Origin of the sequence: Gordonia crocea, assembly GCF_009932435.1 — a bacterium.
In the GTDB taxonomy this organism is placed as follows: Bacteria; Actinomycetota; Actinomycetes; order Mycobacteriales; family Mycobacteriaceae; genus Gordonia; species Gordonia crocea.
In genome coordinates this window covers 1-12,671 of sequence record NZ_BJOU01000003.1, presented here as the reverse complement: position 1 = coordinate 12,671, position 12,671 = coordinate 1, and the positions used below count along the sequence as shown (strand labels likewise).

The window sequence follows — 12,671 nt, the reverse complement described above, 5'->3', positions numbered from 1 at the left end:
CCAGAAGGACATCGACTTCGATGCATCCGGTCCATAGGCACTCGGGTCCATCGAGACGCCCCACGCGTTGGACAGCGCGATGTTGTTGCGGAAGGCGTTGCGCACGTCTTCGTGCCGCGACAGGGTCGCCAGAAAATCGAGGTCCGAGTTGTAGTAGACCGGCGCCTCGGCGCGCAGCCGGGCATAGGTCGGGTACGGATCCTCGTGGAAGTCATAGGCGTACGGGTCGAATGGCAGCTGGTGCTGCATCCCGCGATGGTCGTGCTCACGGATTCTCCTGGGCTGGGAATGGGTGGGTCGGGTTATCGCTTGTCGCGCATGATGAGTAGCGCTGCCTCGGTGAGGCGGTCGCGGTGTCCTCGTAGGACATGTGGCCCATACCGGCATGGACCAGGCCGCCGGCATAAAGCATTTCGAGCGCTTCGACGACGGGGCCGGGGTTCTCGGGGTCGACCTCGAGCGCCGCGGCGAGCTGGCGGCGGATGAATCCGCCGATGCGCAGGCGCAGGTGCTCGACGTCGGGGTCGGTGCCCAGCAGGGCGACGGTGACCGCGCCGCCGAGGGTCGCCGTCGCCGGTGACGATGAGCGCGACCGAGCGCAGCAGCGCGACGACGCGGTCGGTGGTCGACAGCTCCGGATCGGGTTCGGGGACTCCCTCGGCCAGGCGGCGCCAGAACACCTCGGCCACGAGGTGGCTCTTGGAGCTGAAGTACGTGTACGCGGTGGCCGGGGCGACGCCGGCGAGCTTGGCGACCGCGCGGACCGTGAGGCCGTCGAAGCCCTCGGTGCGCAGTACCTCGACGGCCGCGTCGGTCAGCTTGGCGACCGTCTCGGCCTGCTGGGCCGAGAGCCGGCGACGAGTGGATTCCTGAGAAACCGAGGTGGGTGCAGGAGTGGACATGTGAGCCACGCTACACTACATTCGTACTCACGTCTAGACAGGTGTCCAGACGATGGACCAGACAGTGTTATCCAGACCTCCGACAAGGGAGAAACCCATGGCCTTGCGCCCGGAAACCAGCTCCGAACTGCTCATTGATGGAAAACTCGTCCCCGGATCGGCTGGCGCCTTCGACATCGTCAATCCTGCGACGGAGGCGGTGATCGGCCAGGCCGCCGACGCCGGCGCCGACGATCTCGACGCCGCCATCGACGCCGCCCGCCGCGCCTTCGACACCACCGACTGGTCGCGCGACCACGCCTTCCGCGCCACCTGTCTGCGCCAGCTGCGCGACGCCTTGCTCGCCCACTCCGAGGAGTTCCGCGCGCTGGCCACCGAAGAGATCGGCTGCCCGAGCTTCCTCACCGGCGGGCCGCAGTTCGAGGGCCCGGTCAACGACCTCGGCTACTTCGCCGATCTCGCCGACAACTACCAGTGGACCCAAGACCTCGGTGAGGCCAAGCCGATGGGGATCCCCAACGTGCGCGAGATCCGCTACGAGGCGGCCGGCGTCGTCGGGGCGATCACGCCGTGGAACTTCCCGCACCAGATCAACTTCGCCAAGATCGGCCCGGCCCTCGCGGCCGGCTGCACCGTCGTCCTCAAGCCCGCCCCGGACACCCCGTGGGCCGCGGCGTTGGTCGGCAAGGTGATCGCCGAGGAGACCGACTTCCCGCCAGGCGTCGTGAACATCGTGACCTCGTCGGATCACGCGCTGGGCGAGCAGCTGGTGCGCGACCCCCGCGTCGACATCGTGTCGTTCACCGGGTCCACCGCCACCGGCCGCAAGGTCATGGTGGCCGCGTCGGAAACCCTGACCAAGGTGTTCCTCGAGCTCGGCGGCAAGTCCGCGTTCATCGTCCTCGACGACGCCGACCTGCGAGGCGCCTGCTCGATGGCGGCGTTCAACGTCGTCACCCACGCCGGCCAGGGCTGCGCGATCACCACCCGCCTGCTGGTTCCGCGCGAGAAGCTCGACGAGGCCATCACCGCCACGCGCGACGCGATGGCCGGCCTGCCCGCCGACGACCCGGCCAAGCCGGGCACCATCTGCGGTCCGCTCATCTCGGCCAAGCAGCGCGAGCGCGTCGAGAGCTACATCAAGCTCGCCGTCGACGAGGGTGGCACCGTCGAGATCGGCGGCGGTCGGCCCGCGAGCAAGGAAAAGGGCTACTTCGTCGAACCGACGCTGATCTCCGGCCTGGACAACTCCGCCCGGGTGGCCCAGGAGGAGATCTTCGGCCCGGTCCTCGTGATCATCCCCCACGACGGCGACGACGACGCGATCCGCATCGCCAACGACTCCCCGTACGGGTTGTCGGGCATGGTCTACGGCACCGACGAGACGCGGATCAACCACGTCGTCAACGGGGTTCGCACCGGGACGATGGGAGTCAACGGCGGCATCTGGTACGCCGCCGACGTCCCGTTCGGCGGATACAAGCAGTCGGGCATCGGCCGCGAGATGGGCGTCGCCGGCTTCGAGGAATACCTCGAGTCCAAGGCCGTCGCGAGGCCGGCATGACGCCGACTGGGCCCTCATTCCCGCCGAGTGGGCCCTCATTCCCGCCGACTGGGCCCTCAATCTCGTCGACTGGGCCCTCGATCTCGTCGAGTGGGCCCTCAATCCCATCCACACCAACCCAACCAACCCAATAGATAGGACAACCCAATGAGTTCAGGACGCTTCGACAACAAGACCATCATCGTGACCGGCGCCGCCGGCGGCATCGGCGAGGGTTACGCCCGAGGCCTGGCCGAAGAGGGCGCCAACGTCGTCGTCGCCGACCTCAACGACGAGGCCGGCGAGAAGGTCGCCGCCGACATCGGCGGTCTGTACGTGCACACCGACGTCTCCGACCCGGAATCCGCCGAGGCACTCGCCGCAGCCGCCGTCGAGCGCTACGGCAACATCAACGGCCTGGTCAACAACGCCGCCATCTACGGCGGGATGAAGCTGGACTTCCTGATCACCGTGCCGTGGGACTACTACAAGAAGTTCATGAGCGTGAACCTCGACGGGGCGCTGGCGGTGACCCGCGCGGTCTACCCGCACATGAAGGACGGCGGCTCGATCGTCAACCAGTCCTCCACCGCCGCTTACCTTTACAGCGGCTTCTACGGCCTCGCCAAGGCGGGCATCAACAACCTCACCTTCCAGCTCGCCACCGAACTGGGCGGCAACAACATCCGCGTGAACGCGATTGCCCCCGGGCCCACCGACACCGAGGCGACCCGCACCACCACCCCGATCGAAATGGTCGAGGACATGGTCAAGCAGTTGCCGCTCAAGCGATTCGGCAAGCCGGAGGACCACGTCGGCATGTGCAAGTTCCTCCTCTCCGACGAGGCCAACTGGATCACCGGCCAGATCTTCAACGTCGACGGCGGGCAGGTCTACCGACCATGAGCGACGTTCGTCTGGGATATGTCGGCCTGGGCAACATCGGCGGCCCGATGGCCGGGCGGCTCGCCGCCTGGCCGGGCGGCCTGACCGTCTTCGACCTGTCCGACGAGGCCGTCGCCAAGCTGGTCGAGAAGGGTGCAGCCAAGGCCGACTCGCTGGCCGCGCTCGGCGAACAGGCCGACGTCATCGGGATCTGCGTCGTCAACGACGCGCAGGTGCGCTCGGTGGTCGGCGACCTGCTCACGACGGCCAAGTCGGGCACGGTGATCACCGTCCATTCGACGATCAGCCCGGAGACAGCGATTGAGCTGTCGGCAACCTGCGCGGAGCAGGGTGTCCACCTGATGGATGCTCCCATCTCCGGCGGCGCACCCGGCGCCGAGCAGGGTCGGCTGGCCATCATGGTCGGCGGACCGCGGGAGGCCTATGAGCAGATCAAGCCGCCGTTCAAGTTGGCCGGCGACATGCTCGTCCACGCGGGCGACGAGGTCGGCGCGGGCACCAGGATGAAGCTGGCGCGCAATCTCCTGCATTTCATCTCATTCAATGCGGCGTCGGAGGCACAGCGCCTGGCCGAGGCCGCCGGGATCGACATCGAGAAACTCGGCAAAGTGGTGCGCCACACCGACGCCATCACCGGCGGTGCCGGGGCAATCATGCTGCGCAACACCACCGCACCGATCGATCCCGACGACTTCTGGTACGGCGTATTCACCCACGTGGTGAACTTGGGCAGCAAGGATCTCGATCTGGCCTTGGCCTTGGGCCGCCAGCTCGACGTCGACCTTCCCCTGGGCACCATCGCCCGCGCCAACCTCGCGTCGGGATTCGGTGTTCCCGATGCCGAAGACAAAGGAGTCAACGCATGAGTTCAGGAACCGCCGTAGGCGGCGAGGGCACCGAGCACCGCAAGCGCGGTGTGGCGAAGATGTCGGAGGTGTACGGCTGGGACATGTCCGACGGTCCCGGACTGCATTTCGCGCACACCGCCGATCAGCTGTTCGCCGAGGTGTGGACGCGTGACGCACTCACCGACCGTGATCGTCGGCTGCTGCTCCTGGGCCTGTTGGCCGGAAACGGCCACGTCGACGTCGCGGAGATCCAAGCCGGGGCGGCACTGGGCAAAGAGGAGCTGACCCCCGAGCAGCTCGAGGAGATCGCCCTGTTCCTCTGTTACTACGCCGGTTGGCCGGTCGGCACCAAGATGAACACCGTCTTCGGCACCGCCATCAAGAATTGGCGCAAGGCGCAGAAGCAGGACTGACCGTGGATTTCGTCGAACTCACCGGCGGTGCCGGACATTCCCTCATGAGCGCAACGCCGGGCCCCGACCTGGCCGCGCACGGCTACACCGAGACCGAGTACGCCGCTACCGGCGTCGTGTCCGGGCTCACGCGGGACGGCGAGGCCCCGCCGGCCGAGTTCACCACTCGCGTCCTCGTCCGCCGGCCGAGCACGCCGGAGTCGTTCAGCGGCACCCTCGTCGTCGAATGGCTCAATGTGAGCAGCGGAGCCGACGCGGCACCGGAATACACCTACGTCGCAGAGGAACTGGTCCGGGCCGGCCACGCGTGGGCCGGGGTGTCCGCGCAGTACACCGGCGTCGAGGGCGGCACCGGGTCGGTCGAGGTCGATGCCGGTCCGAGCGGCCTTGCCGCGAAGGACCCGCAGCGGTACGCCCAGATGAAGCACCCGGGCGACGCGTACTGCTACGACCTGTTCGCCGCGGTAGCCGCCGCGCTGCGGGGGCCGGGCGGGCCGCTGGGTGGGCTGATCGTCGACCGCATCCTCGCGGTCGGCGAATCGCAGTCGGCGATGGCCCTGACGACCTACGTGTCGGCCTTCGCGCCGGTGCACAAAGTCTTCGACGGCTACCTGGTCCACAGTCGGGCGGTTGCCGGACTCCCCCTCGGGGATATCGGCGGCCCGGCCGACATCTCCGTCGCGTTCTCCGGAGACCCGACGAGCATCCCCGACGTCGGGGCGCCGGTCCTCGTCGTGCAAACCGAGACCGATCTGCTCACCAACTTCCGCTACTACCTTGCGCGACAATCAGATTCGGATTCGTTGCGGGTGTGGGAGGTGGCCGGGGCCGCCCATGCCGACCTGGCACAGATCGGACCATTCGAAGAATTCCTCGGCTGCCCGGATCCGGTGAACCGCAGCCAACAGCGGTTCGTGCTGCGCGCGGCACTGCGACATTTGGATCGCTGGGCCCGCGGCGGCGACCCGCCGCCTTCCGCAGAGCCGTTGCAGCTCAATGGATCTGACGACCCGGCGTTCGTTCCCGACGAGGTGGGCAACGTTCGCGGCGGGGTCCGCACCCCGTGTGTCGAGGTGCCGACCCAGGTGTTGAGCGGCATTGTGCCCGAACCCGTTTCGCGGATCTGTTTGCTGTTCGGGTCAACCCACCCGATTCCCGACGAGGTGCTCGCCCAGCGCTACCGCTCGTCGTCGGACTACCTGCGCAGCTACGCCGACGCCACCGACGCCGCGATCGCGGCCGGATTCATCGTGCCCGAGGACCGCGACGAGGTTCTTGGCGAGGCCACACCCGACCTTGTCGTCGAAGCAACCGAGACCGTCAAAGACGCTTGAGCGTCGCTCATCGAGGGCCCAGTCGACGAGATCGAGGGCCCAGTCGGCGGAAAAGAGGGCCCAGTCGACGAAGATGAGGGCCCAGTCGACGAAGATCAGGGCCCAGTCGGCGGGAAAGAGGGCCCAGTCGGCGATTAGGGGGTCGCAGCGGCGGCCTCGGCCAAGAACTCGTCGGTGAGTTCGCGGACTCGGCCAGAGAACACGTGGCCGACATGCCCGCCGGCGTACCACTCGATCCGGCCACCCCAGTGGTGGTGCAGTTTCTGGGCCGCGGTCACCCAGGTCACCCGGTCGTTGAGCGCGGCGATCACCAACCTCCGGTCCGGCTCCGCATAGGGCGTCACCGCCAGCGGGTCGACGACCGACGAGACGGCTCGGACACTGTCCGAGCGCAGCAGCGCGGCCGCCTCCCGGCCGATCTTGCCGACCCGGTCCATGTGGTGGGCCAGCGTCGTGTGCACGCCGAGCATCGGCACCAACGCCAACACCGAGGACACCAACGGCTCCAACCCGGCGACGAGTCCGGCCAACGGTCCGCCCAGCGACGTCCCGGCAATGGTCACCTCGGCCGGATCCTGCGCGCCGATCCAAGACACCAGCGCCCGGATCTCGGCGACCGCCCGAATCGTCACCGCGATGTTCTCCAACGGGTCGAAACCCGGGAAGGCGACGTTGGGGTGCCGCCGTGCGCCGTGCGCCGGCAGCACCGGCAGCACCACGTTGTATCCCAGCTTCTCGTGCAGGTGGGCGGCCCGGAACGAGAACATGTCGTCGGGACGGCCCTGCCCGGCACCGTGCACCCAGATGATCCAGCGCCGGCCCGGCTCCTCGTGGGCCAGCACCCGCGCCGACGACACTCCGTCGAGGTAGGGCGCATAGGCGGCCATCGGCTCGGGCAGGTCGACGTCCAGCTTGAAGTCGACGTGGTCGTAGACCGTCGTGGTGAAGCGCTTGCGGCTGCGCCGCAAGATCGTCGGCACCGGCTGGGGGCGGTTGACCCCGGTGACCCCGAGCTCGGTGAGCACCGGCGCGGCCGCGTCGCAACGCTGCACCGCGGCGGCGAGGTCGTCGATCTCCGACACGTCGCGCAGCACCGAGTTGAGGGCGACGAACAGCTCGTCGACGGCCGACTCGCCCACCGTGCGCGCGCCGACCTTCGACGGCGGAATGCCCAGGCGCTCATCGCCGTTCTTCGCCGCGCGCGCACTGGCGACGGCCCGCGGCACGACGTTGGCGAACAGACCCACGCGGGCCACAGTCGTATCCCAGATGGTCAGACCCACGATGGCTACTCGACTCTCTTGGGCGGCTTCGCCGCGGGATTGGTGGGCGGCTTGGCCGCTGATTGGTCGGCGTCCTGCGCCGCCAACATCCCCCGCTCGACCAACGCCGTGCGCACTTCGTGCAGCGACTCGCGCACGCGGTCGAGGAAACCCTCCGGATCGGGCATCGACTCCGGCGTCGTGATGAGCCCCATGCTGATCCGGCCGGCATAGCTGTAGGCGGTGAGGTTCACGTCGGCCGGCGCGATCGCCAGCGCGAACGAGATCCAGTCCACCACCTCGATGTCGCCCACCCAGCGGGTCTCACGGGGACCCGGCAGGTTGGCCGTGGTGATGTTGTTGACGACGCGCGGCGTGACCGGGGCCGCCAGCTTGCGGAACACCGGGCCGGTGCGGCCGGTGTAGACCGCGATCTGGTCGGTCAGCTCGAAGCCGATGCTGCGCCGCTTGGTGACCGCCGCGGCACAGCTCTGCGCGGTCGCGGTCAGCCGCTGCACCGGGTCGGCGATGTCGGTGCGCAGATAGGCCAGCGCGGTGGAGATCTCATTGCCCGCGGTGCGCGTCGACGCCATGTCGGCGGCCACCCCGAACACCGTCACCGCCGGCGAGCGCAGGTCCTCGCTGCGGGCGATCATCTCGGCGCGCTTGGCCCCGGCGATCACCCCGTGCAGGGCGCCGTTGACGGTGGTCCCGGTGGCGACGGCGATCTGCTGGAATTGCGCGAGCGGCAGACTCGCACTGGCACAACGCCGTTCGCCGCCGCTGGGTGCGGAGAAGCTGTTGCGCGACGACTCCATCGGCTTGGGCACCAGGTGCCGGTTCTCGAACCGCCGCGAGGTGACGATGCCCTTGACCAGCCGGCCGGTGGCCTTGGGCACCTCCCGGAAGAGCTTCTTGGACTCGGCGCGCGCAGTGCGCAGCAGTTCTTCGCGCTGCACCGCCTCGATGTCGCCGACCGGGGCGGGCGCCACCGTGCCGCCCCGCTCGGCGGTGGCGGTCATGAACGTGTTGAGGGCGGCCAAGCCGTCGGCGACGGCGTGGTGGACCCGCACGACGATGGCCTGCTGGCCGTCGGCGAGGCCGTTCACGAGGGTCAGCGCCCACAGCGGCCGCGACCGGTCGAGTTGTTCGACGGACAGCTCGGTCAGGATTGTGTCGAGCGCCCGACGATCGCCGGGGGCGGCTGCGGTCCGCTCGTCGAGGTGGGCGCTGACGTCGAAGTTCTCGTCGGCCACCCAGAACGGGCGCGCCGAGTAGGTCGCCGATGCCGCCTCCACGCGCTGTGTCGCACGCGGGAAGTGTCCGAGGTAGTGGGGCAGTACGTCGACGAGCTCGTCCAGGGTGATCGGGCGGCCGCGCCGCGACGGGTCGACGATGGCCACCTTGAGGGTGTGCATCGGCGTCGTCGGATTCTCCATGTTGAGCATCAGGGCGTCGTTGCCCGACAGTCGCTGCAGTCCGGTCATCGTCCCTCCTCGGTGAGGTCGCGCTTGAGCACCTTGCCGGTGGCGTTGCGGGGCAACAGTTCGATGAAATGGATGTCGCGCGGCACCTTGTACCCGGCGAGCTGGCTCTTCACGTGCGCCTTCAACGCGTCGGCATCGACGTCGGAACCGCCGGACCGCACGACGAAGGCGGCGAGCCGCTGGCCGAACTTCTCGTCGTCGACGCCGATCACCGCGACCTCGGCCACCCCCGGGTGGGCGTCGAGGACCAGCTCGACCTCCAGCGGGTAGACGTTCTCGCCGCCGGAGACGATCATCTCGTCGTCGCGTCCGACGACGTAGAGCAGGCCGTTCCCGTCGATCCGCCCGACGTCGCCGGAGAGCATGTAGCCGTCGGCGTAGTCCTTGGTCTCGGTGCCGGTGTATCCGTCGAAGGCCGACTCGTTGGCCACCGCGATGACGCCGATCTCGCCGACCGGGAGCGGGCGCCGATCGTCGTCGAGAATCCGCACCCGGGTGCCGGCGATGGGCCGCCCGGCGGTGTCCGGGGCGATCCGCAGGTCGGCCGGGGTCGCGGTGCTGATCAGACCGGCCTCGGTGGCGTTGTAGCTGTTGTAAACCACGTCGCCGAAGCGGTCCATGAAGGCGGTGAGCGATTCCGCGCGCATCCGCGACCCGCTGGCGGTGGCGAACCGCAGCGTCGGCATCGGCTTGGCGTCGAGCACATCGACGGGCAGGTCCATGATCCGTTCGAGCATCACCGGGACGACGGCGAGCCCGCTCGCACCGTGGTCGCGCACGAGGTCGAGCGTGCCTTGCGGGTCGAACCGGCGACGCATGACCATCGTCGCGTGCATCGTCGACGAGATGGCCATCTGGCCGAAGCCCCAGGCGTGGAAGATCGGGGCCGCGATGACCGTCGTCTCCCCGCCGCGCCACGGGATGCGGTCGAGCATCGCCGCGAGCGACGAGACGTCCGATCCGCTGGCGCCGCGCTTGGCGCCCTTGGGGGTGCCGGTGGTGCCCGAGGTCAGCAGGATGATCCGGCCGGGTTTGCGCGGCGGCGCCGGGCGCTGCCCCATCCGGGAGGAGATGAGGTGCTCGACGGTGCCGGGATCGGCGCGCAGGCCGATCCCCTCCTGCCACGACCACAGGCACCGCAGGCCCGAATCAGATTGGCGGGCATGGTCGATGAGGCCGGCGAACTCGTCGTCGGCGATGAGGATGTCGGCCTGTTCGCGCTTGAGGACGTCGGCGAGCTGCGGCCCGGCGAACCCGGTGTTGAGCAGGACCGCGTCGGCGCCCAACCGGATCGTCGCGGCGATCGCCTCGACGATGCCGCGGTGGTTGCGGCACATGATCGCGACGGTGCGCGGCGGCCGGACGGTCGACTCACTGAGCCCGACGGCCAGCGCGTCGGCCCGGGCGTCGAGTTGCGCCCAGGTCAGCGAGCCGGCCTCGTCGTGCAGGGCGACGGCGTCGGGGTATTGGGCGGCGGCGAGGCCGATGCCGCTGACCGCGTTCGTCCCGCCCTGGCGGCGCAACGACAACCCCATCCGCAGGTAGCGGTCGGGGCGCAGCAGGGTGAGGAATCCGCTGGACACCAAGACGCGGACGATCCACGCGTAGTGGCTGAGTCGGTTGCGCAACGCGGTCATGGCCTCACCCGATGATCGGGAATCGACGGTCGCGGTCGAGTTCGTCGAGGGCGGCCTGCATCCGCGACCGGATCTCCTCGTCGACGGCGTCGATGTCGGGGTCCTCGCCGAACTCGGCGGTGATGTCGATGGGGTCGAGCACCTGGGTCACCATCTTCGACGGCAGCGGCACGTTGGGCGGCATGCCCAGCGTGAGCCCGAAGGGGAAGCCGAAGGTCAGCGGCGCCCGGGTGGCCCGGATCAGCTTGTCCAGCCGCAACAGTTTGGCCAGGCCCGCGCCGTCGTTGAGGAACAGCTGGGTCTCCTGGCCGCCGATGGTGACGATGGGGACGATCGGCACCCCTGCTATGATGGCGGTGCGCACGTAACCCTGTTGGCCGTTGAAGTTGATCTTCGCCGACGCCGAGGTGGGCCGCATCGCGTCCCAGACACCGCCGGGGAACACCAGCGTCGCCATGCCCTCGCGCAGCGCGGCGACGGCGTTGCGCGGATGGGCGCGCAGGAAGCCGAACTTGCCGAAGATGGTGTCTCCCGCCCCCAGGAACACCAGGTCGTGGGCCAGCGTGCACAACGGTCGGTCGGCGCCGAACTCGTCGGCGAAGGCGACGCGATGAGCGGGACGTCGTAGGCGACCATGCCGCCGGAGTGGTTGCTGACCAGCAACACTCCCCCGTCGGGCACCTTGTCCATCCCGCGCACCTCGGAGCGGAAGGTAGACCTTGGCGATGGTCTTGAGCAGCGGTAGGACGCGGGACACCCACTCGGGTCCCAGCGGGCTTGCGAGCCCTTCTCCGGCACCGGCTGCGACTTGTCCTTCGGCCAACGGGTCGCCACCCCCTTCGTATCGATACGACTCCCTGGCTGTGCTTCTTTATGTCGTTTTCCACATTCGGCGCGCACACGCGGGCCATCGAGGAAACTAGATAACGTTCGTTGCCTAGTTTTAGAATAGAGGCACGTTTCCCGGATTCTCTCCGCCATCCGAGACGATACCACAGTCGTTCCGCTCCCACCGCAGAGGAGACCGCCGTCGCGCGTCCTCGATCCCCGGTTGTCACACAGGATTCGTCGGCGGCTGTGGACCAGCCGACTGCGATTCGCCACGCCGCGGCCACCAGATCCGCTTCCTCGTGCGCAACCCCTGACAAGCTGGCCCGCGCCGCAGCCTTTTTCGGTTCGACGCCGACGACGCCGTGGTCGGCGACATCACCGACGAGGCCGGCGTCGCCCGGGCCCTGCAGGGCTGCGACGCCGTGGTGCACGCGGCCGCCGAGGTCGCCCTGCACGGCACCGACGCGACGGGGAGCGGGCCTGGTGGTGCAGCGCAATCTCGCGGGCGCGCGCAACGTGATCGGCGGGGCCGTGCGGGCGGGCATCGACCCGGTCGTGCACGTGTCGAGCATCGCCGCGCTGTGGACCCGACGACGCGGCGGTCTGCACGGCGACCTGCCGGTCACCCGGGGGCGCCGGCGCCTACGGGCAGGCCAAGACCGCGGTGGAGGTCTACGTCCGCTCGCTGCAGGACGAGGGAGACACCCGTCGCCATCGTCTACCCCACCGGCGTCGCCGGCCCGTCGGCCGCCGGGCAACCGCGAGGGGAGGCCGGCGACGGCGTGCGCACCCTCGCGGCGTCGGGGTGCTGGGCCGCACCGCCGCGCGGGCTGACCCTCGTCGACGTCCGCGACCGGCCGACCTGCACGTCCGCCTGCTCGAACCGGGCACGGCCCGCGCCGCATCCTGGCCGGCGGGCACCGGATCATCGGCGCCGACCTCGCCCGGGCGCTGCGCCCACGCCTCGGGGCGGCACACCGCTACGTGCCGATCCCCAACCGCGCGCTGCTCGGGATCGGCCGGCTCGCCGACGCTTCCGCTCGCTGGTCCGGCCGGCGTCGACCAACTCAGCGAATCCGCCGCCCAGTACCTGCTCTACCGCCGATCCCCGACAAACGCCGCGGCGTCCTCGGCGCCACCTTCCGGCCGGCGACCGAGACGATCGACGCGGTGTTCGACGACGACTGATCCGACCCGCCCGCGGGGCGGGGTTAGTCTGGGTCAGTGTGTTCCGACGATGACGTGACGACACCGTTTCCCCGGCCGACGCCGCTGCTGTCCGAGCGTTGTGGGAGCCGCTCGGGCTGCCCGGGGTGATCGACATCCACACCCACTTCATGCCGGGCAATGTGATGGACAAGGTCTGGGCCTACTTCGACTCGGCCGGCCCCGCTGCTGGGCCGGGATTGGCCGATCACCTACCGCGCCGACGAGCAGGCCCGCGTCGACGGTCTCGAGGCGTTCGGGGTGCGCGCGTTCACGTCGATGATCTACGCCCACAAACCCGA

General features: G+C 69.2%; 9 protein-coding genes and 4 pseudogenes. 7 read left to right on the top strand and 6 right to left on the bottom strand.

Annotated features, from left to right (window positions below; all coding sequences use genetic code 11):
* Positions 1-249, bottom strand: a pseudogene (locus nbrcactino_RS13290) (cytochrome P450); the annotation flags it as partial.
* 53 nt (positions 250-302) lie between these two features.
* A pseudogene (locus nbrcactino_RS13285) lies at positions 303-902 on the bottom strand (TetR/AcrR family transcriptional regulator).
* A gap of 97 nt (positions 903-999) precedes the next feature.
* Here nbrcactino_RS13285 and nbrcactino_RS13280 point away from each other — a divergent pair.
* From nbrcactino_RS13280 to nbrcactino_RS13260, 5 genes are all read left to right on the top strand, one after another.
* Entirely contained in the window at positions 1,000-2,466 is a 1,467-nt protein-coding gene (locus nbrcactino_RS13280) for an aldehyde dehydrogenase (RefSeq protein ID WP_161928049.1), read from the top strand.
* 147 nt (positions 2,467-2,613) lie between these two features.
* Complete coding sequence (locus tag nbrcactino_RS13275) at positions 2,614-3,351, top strand: SDR family oxidoreductase (RefSeq protein ID WP_161928048.1); 738 nt, start codon at positions 2,614-2,616, stop codon at positions 3,349-3,351.
* Complete coding sequence (locus tag nbrcactino_RS13270; protein ID WP_161928047.1) at positions 3,348-4,217, top strand: NAD(P)-dependent oxidoreductase; 870 nt, start codon at positions 3,348-3,350, stop codon at positions 4,215-4,217. Before nbrcactino_RS13275 ends, nbrcactino_RS13270 begins: the two co-directional genes overlap by 4 nt.
* Positions 4,214-4,612, top strand: a complete 399-nt coding sequence (locus nbrcactino_RS13265; RefSeq protein WP_161928046.1) for a carboxymuconolactone decarboxylase family protein — start codon at positions 4,214-4,216, stop codon at positions 4,610-4,612. The genes nbrcactino_RS13270 and nbrcactino_RS13265 overlap by 4 nt, the downstream gene beginning before the upstream one ends.
* Before the next feature lie 2 nt (positions 4,613-4,614).
* Positions 4,615-5,946, top strand: coding sequence for an alpha/beta hydrolase domain-containing protein (locus nbrcactino_RS13260; protein ID WP_161928045.1), 1,332 nt, complete (start codon positions 4,615-4,617; stop codon positions 5,944-5,946).
* A gap of 134 nt (positions 5,947-6,080) precedes the next feature.
* Here the strand turns inward: nbrcactino_RS13260 and nbrcactino_RS13255 are convergent, their stop codons facing one another.
* The 4 genes and pseudogenes from nbrcactino_RS13255 to nbrcactino_RS13240 all read right to left on the bottom strand — a co-directional run bounded on the left by nbrcactino_RS13255 (position 6,081) and on the right by nbrcactino_RS13240 (position 11,130).
* Positions 6,081-7,223, bottom strand: coding sequence for an alpha/beta fold hydrolase (locus tag nbrcactino_RS13255; protein WP_161928050.1), 1,143 nt, complete (start codon positions 7,221-7,223; stop codon positions 6,081-6,083).
* An 11-nt stretch (positions 7,224-7,234) separates the two neighbouring features.
* Positions 7,235-8,695, bottom strand: a complete 1,461-nt coding sequence (locus tag nbrcactino_RS13250) for a wax ester/triacylglycerol synthase domain-containing protein (RefSeq protein WP_161928044.1) — start codon at positions 8,693-8,695, stop codon at positions 7,235-7,237.
* Positions 8,692-10,332 (bottom strand): AMP-binding protein, encoded by a 1,641-nt coding sequence (locus nbrcactino_RS13245; RefSeq protein ID WP_161928043.1) that lies wholly within the window; start codon positions 10,330-10,332, stop codon positions 8,692-8,694. The genes nbrcactino_RS13250 and nbrcactino_RS13245 overlap by 4 nt, the downstream gene beginning before the upstream one ends.
* Before the next feature lie 4 nt (positions 10,333-10,336).
* A pseudogene (locus nbrcactino_RS13240) lies at positions 10,337-11,130 on the bottom strand (lysophospholipid acyltransferase family protein).
* Positions 11,131-12,147: 1,017 nt separating this feature from the next.
* Here nbrcactino_RS13240 and nbrcactino_RS13235 point away from each other — a divergent pair.
* On the top strand, positions 12,148-12,351 hold the full coding sequence (locus nbrcactino_RS13235) for a hypothetical protein (protein ID WP_161928042.1): 204 nt from the start codon (positions 12,148-12,150) through the stop codon (positions 12,349-12,351).
* A gap of 98 nt (positions 12,352-12,449) precedes the next feature.
* Positions 12,450-12,671, top strand: a pseudogene (locus nbrcactino_RS18225) (amidohydrolase family protein); the annotation flags it as partial.

Excerpts from the sequence above, each read along its gene's own strand:
- nbrcactino_RS13280 (WP_161928049.1), top strand. The coding sequence starts at position 1,000 with ATGGCCTTGCGCCCGGAAACCAGCTCCGAACTGCTCATTGATGGAAAA.
- nbrcactino_RS13245 (WP_161928043.1), bottom strand. The coding sequence starts at position 10,332 with ATGACCGCGTTGCGCAACCGACTCAGCCACTACGCGTGGATCGTCCGC.
- nbrcactino_RS13270 (WP_161928047.1), top strand. The coding sequence starts at position 3,348 with ATGAGCGACGTTCGTCTGGGATATGTCGGCCTGGGCAACATCGGCGGC.
- nbrcactino_RS13250 (WP_161928044.1), bottom strand. The coding sequence starts at position 8,695 with ATGACCGGACTGCAGCGACTGTCGGGCAACGACGCCCTGATGCTCAAC.
- nbrcactino_RS13265 (WP_161928046.1), top strand. The coding sequence starts at position 4,214 with ATGAGTTCAGGAACCGCCGTAGGCGGCGAGGGCACCGAGCACCGCAAG.
- nbrcactino_RS13275 (WP_161928048.1), top strand. The coding sequence starts at position 2,614 with ATGAGTTCAGGACGCTTCGACAACAAGACCATCATCGTGACCGGCGCC.